This is a genomic window from Leucobacter luti (genome assembly GCF_019464495.1).
Lineage (GTDB): Bacteria > Actinomycetota > Actinomycetes > Actinomycetales > Microbacteriaceae > Leucobacter > Leucobacter luti_A.
In genome coordinates, this window is sequence record NZ_CP080492.1 from 230355 (window position 1) to 244212 (window position 13858).

Genomic DNA, 13858 nt, shown 5'->3' on the forward strand with positions numbered 1-13858 from the left:
CTGGGAGGCGAGCGTGTACCCGCCTCCCGGCAACCGGAGAGGGTTAGGCCTGAGCCTTGACGATGAAGTCGACAGCGTCGCCCACGGTCTTCAGGTTCTTGACCTCTTCGTCCGGGATCTTGACGTCGAACTTCTCTTCTGCGTTGACGACGATCGTCATCATCGAGATCGAGTCGATGTCGAGGTCATCGGTGAACGACTTGTCGAGTGCGACAACGTCAGCCGCAATCCCGGTCTCGTCATTGATGAGCTCTGCAAGACCTGCGAGGACCTCTTCGTTGCTGTATGCCATGGTGTGTTTCTCCTTAGATTGGTACTGGCTGATGAAGTGTATCGGGGAGGACATGCTACGCCGAGGTGGCGCGCGCGTGACGTCCTATGGGATCTCGACTACCTGTGCGCCGTAGACGAGGCCGGCACCGAAGCCGATCGTCAGGGCGAGGCCGCCGGAAAGCTCGGGGTGCGTCTCTCGCAGTGCGTGCAGAGCGAGCGGAATCGACGCTGCAGAGGTATTGCCCTGCATTTCGATGTCCCGCGCCACGATGACGCTCTCTGGCAACTTGAGCTGCTTTGCAAACTCATCGATGATACGCATATTTGCCTGATGCGGAATGAATGCGGCGAGATCCTTCGCTTCGATGCCGGACTGCTCCAGCGTCTCACGGGCGACCTTCGCCATCTCCCAAACTGCCCAGCGAAATACTGTCTGCCCGTCCTGTCGCAGCGTCGGCCAGGCAACTTCGGTCGGGTTGTTGCGGTACTCCTCGAACGTAGTGGTCATGCGGATCGCATCCCACTTCTCGCCGTCGGAGCCCCACACCGTCGGACCGATGCCTGCGTGATCGCTGGCCCCGACGACCACTGCGCCCGCACCATCGGCGAGGAGGAACGAAATGCTGCGATCCGTAGGATCCACGAGATCCGAGAGCTTCTCAGCACCAATCACGACGACATTCGTGCAGACCCCGGAGCGCACGAGCGCGTCGGCCTGCGCAACACCATAGACATATCCGGCGCACGCTGCAGAAATATCGAAGGCCGCTGCTGGCGTGAGCCCAAGGCGGTGCGCCGCGAGTGATGCCATCGATGGCGTAACCGCGACGTTCGAAATAGTCGAAATAATGACGCCGTCGATTTCGCTGCGGTCGAGCCCTGAGCGGACAATGGCCTCCTCGGCGGCAGCGACGGCAAGATCTACTGCGCTCACGTCGGTGCTCGCGCGTCGGCGCTGGATGATTCCTGTGCGCTGTCGGATCCATTCATCTGAAGAGTCGATCGGCCCGACGAGATCGTCATTGGGGACGTTGAGGTCACCACGAGCGGCCCCGATCGAGAGAATCCTGGAGTGCGCGGGCCCTGTGGGCTGCACGAGAGTCTTCATAGTTGAGATTCCTTCGGTCAGGCTGCGTCGGCGATGAGCGCGACAGCTGCATCGAGATCGGCGGGGGACTTGATCGCAACGCTGGGCACACCTCTGAGAGCGCGCTTCGCGATGCCACTCAGGGCGCCCGCGGGGGTCAGTTCGATGAGTCCAGTGATGCCGGCGTCCTGGAAGCCTGCCATGCAGGCATCCCAGCGCACGGGATTGGCGATCTGCGAGACGAGCAGCTCAACATAGCGGGCACCGCTCTCGACACGCGAGCCGTCGGCGTTCGTCCAAAGTGTGTGAGTTGGCTCCGCCGGAGTCACCGCAGTAGCTGCCGAAGCAAGCGCGGGGATCGCGTCTGCCATGTAGTCAGTGTGGAATGCGCCGGCTACCTGCAGCTGAATCACGCGTGCTCCGCGCGGAGCATCTGAGGCGAGGGCCGCGAGCGCGGGGAGTGAGCCAGCGGCGACGATCTGACCGCCGCCGTTGCGATTCGCCGCGGTGAGACCATGCTCAGTGATCTTCGCAAGCACAGCCTCTTCGACACCGCCGACGACCGCTGCCATGCCGGTCTCCGTGCGTGCCGCGGATTCTGCCATCGCGCGCCCCCGGACGCCCACGAGCTGCAGCGCGTCGCCTGCCGGCAACACGCCAGCGATGGCGGCGGCGGCAAATTCACCGACGGAGTGTCCGGCAACTCCAACATCGCTGAGGTCCGTCCGTGCTGCGAGCTCTTGCCACGCGAGCAGGCTCGCAGCAACGATGAGTGGCTGGGCGATTGCGGTGTCGCGAATCGTATCAGCGTCACTCTCAGTGCCGTGGGCGAGCAGATCGACTCCCGAACGCTCGGAAGCCTCGCGGAGGAAGTCGCGGGCTCCGGGAAGGTCGAGCCACTCGGTCAAGAAACCGGGGGTCTGTGAGCCCTGTCCAGGGCAAGCGATGACAATCACGTGTTCCAGTTTCTCAGATGATCCGGCCCAAGACTGCATATTCTCCACGATAAATTCCAAATATCGTTGTAGAGTATGGCTCTTTTCGGGTCTCAGCGGCGCGCCTCAGCGGTTATTTTCCGCCAGAGCCAGGCTTGCGACCACTCTGCGCGATCGATCCAGCGATCAGAGCGGACTGCAAAATCAAGGCTTCGCGCGCACCTGTCGCGTTCCAACCGATGACGTCGGAGACTTTCTTCAAGCGGTAGCGCACCGTATTGGGATGCACAAAGAGTTCCCGAGCCGTCGCCTCGAGGGACCGGCCATTGTCCAGATAACACCACAGCGTTTCGAGGAGCTCCCCGGAGTGGGCTGCGAGCGGTTCGTAAATGTGCTCGATCAGAGTGCGGCGTGCCAGGCCGTCGCCCGCCAGTGCGCGCTCTGGCAGCAGATCGTCTGCGAGGACCGGGCGCGGTGCTTTGCGCCAGGAACGAGCGACCGCGACGCCAGCGAGTGCGGCGCGTGCGCTCCGTGACGCATCGATCAAATTCGCAACCGTGGGTCCGAGCACGAGCGGCCCATCAGAGAACCCGTCCGCCAGGCGTTGAGCGATCTCGAGGAACGTGAGTGGTTCATCATCTCCGGCCTCACGCTGCAACGGATCGACCCGTCCGAGCACCAGCACAAGCCGTGTGCCCTGCAAGCCAATCAGCACGTCGGCGCCGGAGTGGCGTGAGGAACGGCGGAGCTGATCCACATCCACCGTACGTTCCGCGGTGCCGACGAGCACTGCGGCCTCCCCGTCACCGTGCCACCCCAGGGCGGCGATTCGGCTGGGGAGTTCATCATCGCTCTCGCCCGTGAGGATTGAATCGACGACGAGTGCCTCGAGCCTCGCATCCCAGAGCCCGCGCGCCTCGGCTGCACGGGCATAGACATCAGCGGCCGCAAAGGCAACGTCTCGGGAGTAGTGCATGATCGCTTCACGCAGAGATTCGCTGCGCGGCGCGACCCGTTCCTCGACAACGGTGACCACGACACGGATCAGCTGGAGCGTCTCTTGCAAGCTGATGGAGCGCAGCAGCTCTCGCGGCGCAGCTCCGAACACATCGGATGCGATCCAAGGCGTCGAGGTGGGGTCCTCATACCACTGAATGAACGAGGCAATACCGGTCTGTGCCACGAGGCCGACTGCCGAGCGTCGGCTGGGGGGCATGCTCCCATACCAGGGCAGCGTGTCATCGAGCCGGGTCAGGGTAAGCGTCGATAGTTCACCCGTGATGGTTCGAAGCCACGCAAGCTCCTGCTCTTTCATGCGATCCATGATCGAGAGGCCCCCCACGCCACGCTGTTCTACGCCTCTCCGCCAGCGCCACCCGTGGTGCCGGCGTTGACGTCATTGAGTCGATACTGCTCGGCTGCACGCGCTGGTACATCGGCGGCGATCTTGCCCTGCAGTGCAAGACGCTGGAGCACCTTCACCACGACCGACTCACGGTCGATGCCAAAGTAGCGGCGAGCGGCCGCACGCGTGTCCGAGAAGCCGAAGCCGTCGGCACCGAGCACCGAGTAGTCGCCTGGGACGTACGGGCGGATCTGCTCGGGCACCTGAGTCGCCCAATCGCTCACCGCAACCACAGGCCCCTCGGAGTGAGCGAGCTTTTCCGTGAGATACGGCGTACGGAGTGCTGCCGCCGGATCCCGCAGCGACTCGCGCTCAGCTGCGGCACCATCGCGCTGCAGTTCGTTCCAGCTGGTAACGCTCCACACATCGGCAGCAACGTCCCAGTCCTTGGCGAGGAGATCGGCTGCCTCACGCGCCCAGCCGACGGCAACTCCCGAAGCCAGGATCTGAGCGCGGTGCGTGCCTGAGGTCGCGGACTGTACCCGATGGATACCGCGCACAATGCCGTCAACGTCAGTGTCTTCCGGCTCCGCCGGATGAATCAGCGGCTCGTTGTAGACCGTGAGGTAGTACATCACGTTTGGATCCGAATGCGTGCCACCGTACATCCGCTCGATACCGGAGCGCATGATGTGCCCGATCTCGTAGCCATAGGCCGGATCGTATGCCACCACAGCCGGGTTCGTCGACGCGAGCGCGAGCGAGTGTCCGTCTGCGTGCTGCAGTCCCTCGCCTGTGAGCGTGGTGCGGCCTGCCGTGGCGCCAATGAGGAAGCCACGCGCCATCTGGTCACCAGCCGCCCAGAGCGCGTCGCCGGTGCGCTGGAATCCGAACATGGAGTAGAAAATGTAGATCGGGATCAACGGTTCGCCGTGTGTCGAGTACGAGGTGCCGACCGCCGTGAACGCTGCCGATGCGCCTGCTTCGTTGATGCCAACGTGAATCAGCACACCCTGCGGGCTCTCCTTGTAGGCAAGCAGCAGCTCCCGGTCGACCGAAACGTAGTTCTGGCCATGCGGGTTGTAGATCTTCGACGTCGGGAAGAAGGAATCCATGCCGAAGGTGCGTGCCTCGTCAGGGATAATCGGCACGAATCGGCCGGCCATGTTCTTATCGCGCATCAAGTCTTTCAACAAGCGCACGAAGACCATCGTCGTTGCGGCTTCCTGAGTTCCGGATCCCTTGGCAGCGATTGCGTATGACTTCGCGTCCGGGACGGCAAGCTCAACGTGCTTCGAGCGGCGCTCAGGCAAGTAGCCCCCGAGCGCGCGGCGGCGCTCATGAATGTACTCGATCGCCTCGTCCTGCGGTCCGGGGTGGTAGTACGGAGGACGGTAGGGATCCGCTTCAAGCTGCGCGTCCGTGATCGGGATCCGCATCGTATCGCGGAACATTTTCAGATCGTCCAGCGTCATCTTCTTCATCTGGTGGGTCGCGTTGCGGCCCTCGAAGTGCGGACCCAGGCCGTAACCCTTAATGGTCTTCGCGATGATCACGGTCGGGCGGCCCTTGTGCTCGGTGGCAGCCTTGTACGCGGCGTAGACCTTGCGGTAGTCATGGCCACCGCGGCGAAGTCCCCAGACCTGATCGTCAGAGTAGCCCTCTACGAGGCGCAGTGCGCGCTCGTCGCGGCCAAAGAAGTGATCGCGAACAAAGCCGCCGTTCTCTGCCTTGTACGTCTGGAAGTCGCCATCTGGCGTGGTGTTCATCAGGTTGAGGAGCGCGCCCTCAGAGTCGCGATTCAGGAGGTCATCCCACTCGCGGCCCCAGATCACCTTGATGACATTCCAGCCAGCGCCTCGGAAATAGCTCTCCAGCTCCTGGATGATTTTGCCGTTGCCGCGAACCGGGCCATCGAGGCGCTGCAGGTTCGCGTTGATGACGAAGGTGAGGTTGTCGAGACCCTCGTTTGCGGCAACCTGGAGCTGGCCGCGGCTCTCGACCTCGTCCATCTCACCATCGCCGAGGAAGGCCCAGACATGCTGATCGGATGCGTCTTTAATGCCGCGATTTGTGAGGTACTTGTTGAGCTGTGCCTGGTAAATCGCGTTGATCGGCCCGAGGCCCATCGACACGGTCGGGAACTGCCAAAAATCGGGAGCCAGCCGCGGGTGCGGATAGCTCGGAAGCCCACCGCCCGCGTGTGACTTCTCCTGGCGGAAGCCATCGAGCTGATCGGCGGTCAAGCGGCCCTCGAGGAACGCGCGCGAGTACATGCCGGGGGAGGCGTGGCCCTGGACAAAGATCTGATCTCCGCCACCGGGGTGATCCTGGCCTCGGAAAAAGTGGTTGAACCCGACCTCGTAGAGCGACGCCGCTGACGCGTAGGTCGAGATATGCCCGCCGACGCCGATCCCAGGGGCCTGTGCGCGGTGCACCGTCATCGCCGCGTTCCAGCGGATCCACGAGCGGTAGCGGCGCTCAAGCTCTTCGTTCCCCGGGAAGCTTGGCTCATCGTCTGAAGCGATGGTGTTCACGTAGTCCGTGGTGGGAACCTGAGGCACATTCAAATGCAACTGGCGAGAGCGAGCCAACATGCTCGTCATGATCTCGCGACCGCGCCCTGCGCCGCGCTCCTCTACGACCGCGTCGAGCGATTCGCGCCACTCAGCGGTCTCCTGCGGATCCATGTCGTCGCTGTCAGGTGCGTACGGATCCTGTGTGTTCACAGCCAAGTTAGTGCTCCATTCACCAGAGGCGTACTGACCGGTAGACGCGGCTTGGTGCGTCTGCGCGCAGCACGAGAGGCGCCCGCTGGTTCGCGGGTGTCCCACCACACTATCGAATCTCGACGAATCCCAGCGGAATGTGCGCTTGAAATCTGGTCCGCGTGAACAATCTGCGGTCAGAACTCCGGCGCGTCGCGATGCGAACGGTGTGCACTGCGGGGCGGCGTCCCTCGATAGTGTTGAGGCCCGGACCGTTCACCCGGTGCTCTGCACCGAGAAAGGAGCACACTATGGTGCTCGAGGTCGGCGCACAGGCGCCCGATTTCACCCTGTCGGATCAGCACGGCGAGGAGCTCACACTCTCTGAGCTTGTCGCGGAAGGACCGGTCGCGCTCGTATTCTTCCCGCTTGCGTTCTCCGGCATCTGCACGGGCGAGCTGTGCGAGCTGCGCGATAACCTTGCCATGTTCGACGACAGCAAAGTTCGCCTAGTTGGCATCTCCGTGGATTCCGTGTGGGCGCTCAAGGCGTGGGCAGATGCCGAGGGCTACGAGTTCTCGATTCTGTCGGACTTCTGGCCGCACGGCGCCGTTGCACAGCAGTACGGCGTGTTCGTTGAAGAGGCCGGAATCGCGACGCGCGCAACGCTGGTGATCGGCGAAGATCGGCGTGTTCTCGCGGCATTTGAGACCGAGCCGGGGGAGGCGCGCGACTTCGCCTCGTATCGCGCGGCACTCGCGACAATCGCCTGATTCGATTCTGCGGGGTGGTTTCCCCTACACTTGGGGAGTCCGCTTCGCGGATGGGGGCCTGTAGCTCAGCTGGTAGAGCGCCACGTTTACACCGTGGATGTCGTCGGTTCGATCCCGGCCGGGCCCACTGTACGGCCTCCACCCGATGGGTGGAGGCCGTTTCTGCATTCCTGGCGGTCTGCCTGGTATGCATGCCTTCTTCGCGTTGTCGATTCCGGCATCCTGCCGCACTCGGGTGCCGCACGGCGCGCTGTGCTGCACCCGAGTGAGCTATTTCGCGAGTTCGAGCCTGGGCCAGGTGTCAGTGTCGCGGAGCAGCTGCCGGTCGTGGGTGGTGAGCATGACTGCCGCTCGGGTTGCCCCGAGTGCCTCGGTGAGCTCGTCGACGAGCGCGATCGAGAGGTGGTTTGTCGGCTCGTCGAGCAGGAGCAGGTGTGGCCGGCTGGCGAGCACCAACGCAAGATGAAGCCTGCGCTGCTGGCCTATCGACAGCTCACTCACTCGCTGCGCTGTCTCTGATGCTCGAAGCAGACCCAGGCTTGACAGTGAAATTGCCTCGCGCTCTGCGAGCCGTCCCGCCAGCACCAGTGCGGCCACGTGTGCCGCAAACACCTGACTGGCTCTGCCGTCACCGGGTAGCGCGGTCTCCTGTCCCAGTACCCCGAGTCTGGCGCCGCTGGCAGCGCGAACGGCGCCGGTGCTGGGGGCAAGCACGCCGCTCACGATCTGCACGAGTGTCGACTTTCCCACCCCATTCGCGCCAACGATCACCAGGCGCCCCGCGGAGGAAACCTCGAATGAAACCGGTGCCGGGAGACGTGCAGCGTGCGAAACATTCGTCACGCTCAGCACCGTCGATCCCCGGATCGGCGAGAGATCCGGAAATTGCAGCCGCTGCGGGGGCGCAGGGAGCGGCAGCGACTGCGCTTCGAGGGCCGCCTGCCGGCGGTGCACGCTATGCACGAGTGCTCCAGCGCGCGTCGCGCGACCGTGCTTGTTGGTGCCCTTGTCAGGGCGCCACCCGGAAATGAGCCGGTTCTGTGCTGCGCTCAGGTCGCACTGCAGTCGCTCGAGATCGCCCTGCTGTCGTTCGTATTCCTGCTCCCAGCGCGTGCGCGCTGCCGTCCGACCCTCGCGGTAGGCCGTGTAGCCCCCATACATTCGAGGGCGATCGTCGGGAGTGGGATCCAGATCAAGCACTGCTTCTGCGCAATCCGAAAGAAACGCGCGATCATGACTCACGAGTACCACGCCGCCTCTTCGTTCCCGCACCTGTGTGGTGAGAAAGTCGAGGCCAGAGTGGTCGAGATGGTTGGTCGGTTCGTCGAGCAGGAGGAAATCGTCGCTTCCCCCCAGGAGGCAGGCCAGCCGCACGCGGGAGCGTTGGCCAACCGAGAGTTCAGCAAGTGGCCGGTCCATGTCCGTGCTGGCGTGCAGTGCTCGGAGCGCGGTGAGTACACGACGTTCCGCGTCCCAGGCAGCAGCGGCCTCAGCGCGTTCAAGCGCGGTCGCGTAGGCAAGCTCTCCGCCCTGGTCGCCGTTCGCGAGCGCGGCAGCTGCGCGGTCCAGCTCTGCGAGTGCCGCGAGTGGGAGGGCTATTGCCGCGGACACGAGCGTGCCAACAGTCGTGTCCGCTGCGACGGGAAGCTCTTGCTTGGCGCGCCCGATCGTGCCGATCAGTGTCACGCCACCAGCATCGGGAGCGAGTTCCCCGGCGAGTACATCGAGCAGCGTGGATTTTCCACGCCCGTTCTCGCCGACCACGGCGATGCGTGAGCCCGCGGTGACGGTGAGATCAAGCTCGTGGAGGACCCGATTGCCGCCGCGGATGACCGAGACGTCGGAGGCGATGAGTTGAGCGCGGTGGCGCGGAGGGGTGGACAGGGGTGAGTGCTGCATAGTGTTCCTTCGCTCACGCGAACCGCGCCACGCACGAAGGCACTTAACGGGTCCGCAGATAACGGTGCCCCAGGAGGGCAGATCACGTGCCGGCCATCAGCTCGGGGAACGAGTCCGTCTGTGCGGAGTTCTCGCCGGGCGAGGCGTGGCAGTGCCGTTATTACAGGAAGTACATGTGCCGCATGGCACCAACGCTACCGCACGGCGAAGCCTACGTCACGGAATACGTGCGCGCCATCGCCTCGCACTGCAGCATCAGTTCGGTTCGACGCGACTCCGAAGTCGCAGTTGGGACGATCATGTTCGTTACGCGAGTGAGTGTCCACCAGCTCGCGCAGAGCGCCACGATGCTGAGGAGGAGGTGCCCGGCCTGCTGGACACTCAATCCGGGCATTGCGTCCGCCACCGCGCGTACGTGAGCCGCGCACGATGCGGCTCGCGCTGGGGTCCCCGCATCTTCGCTCAGCTCCAGACTTTCCCAGGCGAGCAGTCTGGCAAGGTCCGTGTGGCCGTTGAAGTAATCAAACATCTCGCCGGCGTACTTGCCGATACCCTCCGGCCCACGCTCCGGAACACCAGCCCCGGAGAGGAGATCAGCGAGACGGTCGGCGAGCACGGCGTCAAACAATCCTTGTTTGTTGCCGAAGTACTGGTACACACGTTCCTTGTTCACGCCGGCATCTGTGCCGATGCGGTCCATTCGGGCACCAGCTAGGCCATGTGCGGCGAACTGCCGCGCCCCTGCATCAAGGAGGTGCCGTTGCGTTGCCGCCGTATCCCAAGCCATGTGTCAAGTCTATCTGAATCCAAACGGGTATTTGGAAAACAGTGGTTCCACGGCTACGCTGTACCCAAACAAACGTTTGGAGAATACATGCCCCCGCTTCCTTTGCCCATCCGGATACTCACAACCTGGGGCGTGATCCTGCCATTGGCACTCCTTGCGCAGTGGGCGCTTTCTCCACTCACCGAAACGTGGCATCCCGTACTGCGCCTCACCGCTACCATTTCGCTCGTGGTGCCCATCGCAGTGACCTGGGGCCTCCCGCTCGCCATGCGCGCAGCCGCTTCACTCGGACGCACCCGGCGGAAGCTCCGATGAGGGCACTGGTGCTCGGAGGCAGCGGTGCCGTCGGGCGAGTCGTGGCTGCGCAACTTGAGCGGCTGGGGTGGCGGACCACACGTGCGAGTCGGCAGAATCCGCATGCCCCTCTCGACCTACGCGCCCCGAGCGGTATCGACGCACTCCACGCGCTGGCACGCACCCACGAACTGGTGATCAACGCCTCCGGCATCGAGGACGCTGGCCTGGTGAGCGCGGTGGCTCCGGCCGCCTACGTCGATATCACCGCAACTGGCCGCGTCTTGGCAGAGCTGCGTGATGCGGCGCTGCCCGGTCAACGTGTGCTCCTCGGTGCCGGACTCGTGCCTGGGCTCAGCACGATGCTCATCGCGGAACTCCCGACGAAGTCCGGAGACGATATCGACCTGGGCATCATTCTCGGATCCGGGGAACGACACGGCCCGGCAGCTGTGGCGTGGACCGCAGCACTCGCAGGCCGAGCGGTTTTTGCTCCCCCTGAGCGCGATCTAGTCGTGAACCTCCGCGAGTCTCGCAGGCTGACGGCCCCTGGCGGTACGCGTCGGTATCTTCGAGCGGACTTTCCCGACCACGTGCTGCTTGGATCTGCGAGGGACATCCGCGTGCGGTCCTATCTTGCACTGGGGGATCGACTCACCACTGCAGCGCTGGGTCTCGTCGGACGTGTGCCACGACTCGCACGGGCGGTGGCGCGAGCACCGCATCTGGGAGATGACCGCTGGAGCCTCGTGGCGCGCAACCGTCGCACTGGCGAGCAACGTGCTGCATCCGGCCGCGGGCAATCGCGCACGACCGGGATCCTCACGGCGCTCGGGGCGGACGCCCTGGTACGACGCAGCACCGCCGGAGTCGTCACACTGGCAGATCTCCTCGAGCTCGATGCGCTCCCGGATTTTGCCGCACCCGGGGCTGCGACTCAGTTCGCTGGCTAAGCCCGGGGTGACCGGTCTCTTGCGCGCACGCGCAGCCCCGAAGCAATGAGCCGTCTCACGAGCTCGTTCCCTGAGACGTACACTGCCCCAGCAGCGATGAGCTTGTCGTGGAGTTCTTCGGGCACATCGTAGTGATCATGGTCAAAGCCGCGCGAGGGGAGCTCGTTCGCCGCGGCAAACCCGTGGAGCTCAGCGAGAGACTCATCGCTCACTAGGTGTGCCCACAGGCGGCCATGAGCCGGCCAGCTGGGGGTGTCAATGAGAACGGTCACCGCTCGATCCTACGCCGACAGCCGGCGGCATCGACTATGCCGCCGGCAGCGCCGCTTCGATGGCTGCGACAACTGCGGGGTCGTCTGGTTCCGTCGACGGGCGAAACCGTGCGATGCTGCCGTCGGGGGAGACAAGGAACTTCTCGAAATTCCACTGCACGCGACCGCGCTTTCCCGCAGCGTCTTTCGTTTCGCGGAGGATCCGGTAGAGCGGGTGTGAGTGCCGCCCATTCACTTTCGCCTTCTCGAGCAGGGGAAAGGTCACCCCGTAGTTCATGGCGCAGAACGTCTTGATGTCGTCTGCGCTTCCCGGTTCCTGCCCCAAAAACTGATTGCACGGCACTCCGAGCACCGTGAAGCCACGCTCCCCGTAGGTGCGCTGGAGCTCTTCAAGCTTTGCGTACTGCGGAGTCATACCGCACTTCGAGGCAACGTTGACAATGAGCACGGCGCGGTCGGCGTACGCTGCCAGCGACGTGGGATCGCCATCGATCGTGGTGAGGGGGACTTCTCTCAGTTGCATAACTCCAGCGTACGCTCGGTAGTGGCACGCAAAGTGGGGAATGTGCCCAGAGTCATCGGTGTTGTGTGAAGCAGCGACCGATCCTGCGTGCAGGGCCTTCCCGGGCGACGAATGCAGCCAAACATGAGACGGAGCAGTGCATGACTGACACGACGCGAGCGGAATCACCGCGCTATGACGCGGACGAAACCGCTGGGGCAGATGCCCTCAAGGTGGCGTTTCGACACCACCCGGCAGGAGTGTCGCTCATAGCTGCACGAACTCCCGAAGGGCCCGTCGGCCTTACCGCTTCAAGTGTCGCGTCGGTCGGAATTGATCCAGCAACGATCTCGTTCTCAGTGACCCGCGCAACCGGGAGTGCGGGTGGGATCCTGAACGCAGACAGCTACGTTGTGCACCTGCTTGATGAACGGCACGCGGCAATTGCGGCGACGTTCGCCGTATCGGGCACCGAGCGCTTCACGCCCGAGCAGGGATGGCGCAAGCTGGTGACCGGTGAGCCGTATCTGCCCGACACGCGGGTTGCACTGCGTTGCCGCACGCTGCACTCTCTCGGTGTGGGCTCGTCGGTGATCGTGGTCGCGGAAGTGCTTGGCGCAGTATTTGGCGCGGCTGCCGGGCCGATGGTGCACGTTGATCGCACGTTTCGGGGCGTGGGGCCCGAGATTTCTAATTGACCACTGGGGTCCGCAGCGCCCCGGGCTCGGGGGTGCGGAACATCGGGTGCCAAAACACGAAGATGCAGACCGCGCTGAGGATGAGTGCACCGGTGATCACTGGAAGCGGTGCGCTGAAACTATAGAGCAGAGTGCTCGCAGTGGGGGCGATGACGAACGTGAGTCCGTTCGTCGCCCCGACGAGACCCGCCAGGCCACCCTGTTCTTCTCTGCGCATCAGCAGTGTCGGCCCTGCCGTGTACCCCGGCATCGCGGTCCCGATCCCGAGCCCGATAATGAGCAGCGCTAGCATCAACAGCGCCACGCCGGCGTTCGGGATCAGCAACAGGAAGCCAACGAGTGCGGACGGGCACCCGACCCGGAGCAGCGTAGCCGGGCTCCACCCGCTCCTCGGGACAATAACGCCCTGCGCAACAATCATGCCAGCGCCAGCTGCAAGGAGTGCTGCGCCGGTGAGGGCTCCTGTGGCTCCTGCGGTGAGCCCCAGGCGGTCTTGAACGATGAACCCTGTAATGACCTGAATGAATCCGAGCGCCGTGAACATCCCAAAGCCAGTAACGAGGAACGGCCATACGCGTGGGTCGCTGGGCCGGATTCTCGCGGGTGCTGGCACCAACTCCGAGCGTGACTCGCGACGGAGTCCGACGAGAACCGCGGCCAGTGCAAGTGCGAGCAGTACGGGAACGGCGATGAGCGGGGCGATGAGGCCGAGCGTCGAGAGCGTTCCGCCGACGATTGCTCCGGCGACCATTGCGATTCCCTGAACCGCCCCGACGCCAGACATCCCTTTCACACGCGCCGCCTCGTCGAGCGTGACATCCGCGATATACGCCTGCGCGGTGGGCCCGACAGCTGCGATCGCCGTGCCAAAGCCGACACCCCGTAGCAGGATGAAGAGCGTGAAGAGTAGGCCCCCCGTGATGAGGCCACGAAACCCAGCCTCAGCCAGCAGCGCGAACAGCAGCATCGTCACCGTGGCGAGAGCAAGCGCGGTGACGAGTACCGGCTTGCGGCCCCAGGACTGTGAGCGTCGTCCCCAGAACTGACTGGTGCCGACCACCATTACGGCAGCCGCGCTAATGGTGACGCCGACTTGCCACTCGGCAAGACCGACCTCGCGCGAAAGCGGGGCAATGATTGGGTTCAGTGTGGTCTGGCCGAGGAACGCCAGGAACACGGCCGTGAGCAGGAGCGGAACTTGGGGGGCTGTTCGCGCCGTCCCTCTGGGTGATGGTGTTGTGACGCTCACGCGTGATTCCTCCGCTCAATGCGAGATCAGCCGCCGGAATTCTCGGACTCGGGTGATCTCGGTGTAGAATAAGAACAATGTTC

Annotated in this window: 14 protein-coding genes and 1 tRNA gene; 5 read left to right on the forward strand and 10 right to left on the reverse strand. The window is 64.0% G+C overall.

Annotated elements, in window-relative coordinates; all coding sequences use genetic code 11:
• Positions 1–43: 43 nt before the first annotated feature.
• The 5 genes from K1X41_RS01075 to aceE form a co-directional block, all read right to left on the reverse strand.
• Complete coding sequence (locus K1X41_RS01075; RefSeq protein ID WP_130454444.1) at positions 44–292, reverse strand: acyl carrier protein; 249 nt, start codon at positions 290–292, stop codon at positions 44–46.
• A gap of 84 nt (positions 293–376) precedes the next feature.
• Positions 377–1381 (reverse strand): beta-ketoacyl-ACP synthase III, encoded by a 1005-nt coding sequence (locus K1X41_RS01080; RefSeq protein ID WP_220175123.1) that lies wholly within the window; start codon positions 1379–1381, stop codon positions 377–379.
• 17 nt (positions 1382–1398) lie between these two features.
• Positions 1399–2316 (reverse strand): ACP S-malonyltransferase, encoded by a 918-nt coding sequence (locus K1X41_RS01085; RefSeq protein WP_220175124.1) that lies wholly within the window; start codon positions 2314–2316, stop codon positions 1399–1401.
• A gap of 112 nt (positions 2317–2428) precedes the next feature.
• A complete protein-coding gene (locus K1X41_RS01090; protein WP_132203205.1) occupies positions 2429–3619 on the reverse strand; it encodes a PucR family transcriptional regulator in 1191 nt (396 codons plus the stop codon).
• Positions 3620–3648: 29 nt separating this feature from the next.
• The gene (gene aceE / locus K1X41_RS01095) at positions 3649–6375 is read right to left on the reverse strand and encodes a pyruvate dehydrogenase (acetyl-transferring), homodimeric type (protein WP_132203207.1); all 2727 of its coding nucleotides are present in this window, start codon (positions 6373–6375) and stop codon (positions 3649–3651) included.
• Positions 6376–6659: 284 nt separating this feature from the next.
• Here aceE and K1X41_RS01100 point away from each other — a divergent pair, with 284 nt between their 5' ends.
• Together K1X41_RS01100 and K1X41_RS01105 are read left to right on the forward strand one after the other, a co-directional pair.
• On the forward strand, positions 6660–7121 hold the full coding sequence (locus K1X41_RS01100; RefSeq protein ID WP_132203209.1) for a peroxiredoxin: 462 nt from the start codon (positions 6660–6662) through the stop codon (positions 7119–7121).
• Positions 7122–7175: 54 nt separating this feature from the next.
• Positions 7176–7248, forward strand: a tRNA-Val gene (locus tag K1X41_RS01105).
• 143 nt (positions 7249–7391) lie between these two features.
• Here the strand turns inward: K1X41_RS01105 and K1X41_RS01110 are convergent.
• Positions 7392–9020 carry an ATP-binding cassette domain-containing protein gene (locus K1X41_RS01110; protein ID WP_220175125.1) on the reverse strand — a complete coding sequence of 543 codons (1629 nt, stop codon included), beginning with the start codon at positions 9018–9020 and terminating at the stop codon, positions 7392–7394.
• 211 nt (positions 9021–9231) lie between these two features.
• Positions 9232–9807 carry a TetR/AcrR family transcriptional regulator gene (locus K1X41_RS01115; protein WP_220175126.1) on the reverse strand — a complete coding sequence of 192 codons (576 nt, stop codon included), beginning with the start codon at positions 9805–9807 and terminating at the stop codon, positions 9232–9234.
• Between the two features lie 87 nt (positions 9808–9894).
• Here K1X41_RS01115 and K1X41_RS01120 point away from each other — a divergent pair, with 87 nt between their 5' ends.
• Complete coding sequence (locus tag K1X41_RS01120; protein WP_220175127.1) at positions 9895–10122, forward strand: putative antibiotic biosynthesis monooxygenase; 228 nt, start codon at positions 9895–9897, stop codon at positions 10120–10122.
• The gene (locus K1X41_RS01125) at positions 10119–11054 is read left to right on the forward strand and encodes a saccharopine dehydrogenase family protein (protein ID WP_133617731.1); all 936 of its coding nucleotides are present in this window, start codon (positions 10119–10121) and stop codon (positions 11052–11054) included. The genes K1X41_RS01120 and K1X41_RS01125 overlap by 4 nt, the downstream gene beginning before the upstream one ends.
• On the opposite strand, the gene K1X41_RS01130 is transcribed toward K1X41_RS01125, so the two are convergent.
• Both K1X41_RS01130 and K1X41_RS01135 read right to left on the reverse strand, forming a co-directional pair.
• A complete protein-coding gene (locus tag K1X41_RS01130) occupies positions 11051–11326 on the reverse strand; it encodes a DUF4031 domain-containing protein (RefSeq protein ID WP_132203219.1) in 276 nt (91 codons plus the stop codon). The genes K1X41_RS01125 and K1X41_RS01130 overlap by 4 nt on opposite strands.
• 34 nt (positions 11327–11360) lie before the next feature.
• The gene (locus K1X41_RS01135; RefSeq protein WP_133617732.1) at positions 11361–11849 is read right to left on the reverse strand and encodes a glutathione peroxidase; all 489 of its coding nucleotides are present in this window, start codon (positions 11847–11849) and stop codon (positions 11361–11363) included.
• A 140-nt stretch (positions 11850–11989) separates the two neighbouring features.
• Here K1X41_RS01135 and K1X41_RS01140 point away from each other — a divergent pair, with 140 nt between their 5' ends.
• Positions 11990–12526, forward strand: a complete 537-nt coding sequence (locus tag K1X41_RS01140; protein WP_132203223.1) for a flavin reductase family protein — start codon at positions 11990–11992, stop codon at positions 12524–12526.
• On the opposite strand, the gene K1X41_RS01145 is transcribed toward K1X41_RS01140, so the two are convergent.
• The gene (locus K1X41_RS01145; RefSeq protein WP_220175128.1) at positions 12519–13775 is read right to left on the reverse strand and encodes an MFS transporter; all 1257 of its coding nucleotides are present in this window, start codon (positions 13773–13775) and stop codon (positions 12519–12521) included. The two genes, K1X41_RS01140 and K1X41_RS01145, sit on opposite strands and share 8 nt — an antisense overlap.
• Positions 13776–13858 lie beyond the last annotated feature (83 nt).

Excerpts from the sequence above, each read along its gene's own strand:
- K1X41_RS01075 (WP_130454444.1), bottom strand. The coding sequence starts at position 292 with ATGGCATACAGCAACGAAGAGGTCCTCGCAGGTCTTGCAGAGCTCATC.
- K1X41_RS01125 (WP_133617731.1), top strand. The coding sequence starts at position 10,119 with ATGAGGGCACTGGTGCTCGGAGGCAGCGGTGCCGTCGGGCGAGTCGTG.
- K1X41_RS01115 (WP_220175126.1), bottom strand. The coding sequence starts at position 9,807 with ATGGCTTGGGATACGGCGGCAACGCAACGGCACCTCCTTGATGCAGGG.
- K1X41_RS01140 (WP_132203223.1), top strand. The coding sequence starts at position 11,990 with ATGACTGACACGACGCGAGCGGAATCACCGCGCTATGACGCGGACGAA.
- K1X41_RS01100 (WP_132203209.1), top strand. The coding sequence starts at position 6,660 with ATGGTGCTCGAGGTCGGCGCACAGGCGCCCGATTTCACCCTGTCGGAT.
- K1X41_RS01135 (WP_133617732.1), bottom strand. The coding sequence starts at position 11,849 with ATGCAACTGAGAGAAGTCCCCCTCACCACGATCGATGGCGATCCCACG.
- K1X41_RS01080 (WP_220175123.1), bottom strand. The coding sequence starts at position 1,381 with ATGAAGACTCTCGTGCAGCCCACAGGGCCCGCGCACTCCAGGATTCTC.
- K1X41_RS01090 (WP_132203205.1), bottom strand. The coding sequence starts at position 3,619 with ATGGATCGCATGAAAGAGCAGGAGCTTGCGTGGCTTCGAACCATCACG.
- K1X41_RS01120 (WP_220175127.1), top strand. The coding sequence starts at position 9,895 with ATGCCCCCGCTTCCTTTGCCCATCCGGATACTCACAACCTGGGGCGTG.
- K1X41_RS01110 (WP_220175125.1), bottom strand. The coding sequence starts at position 9,020 with ATGCAGCACTCACCCCTGTCCACCCCTCCGCGCCACCGCGCTCAACTC.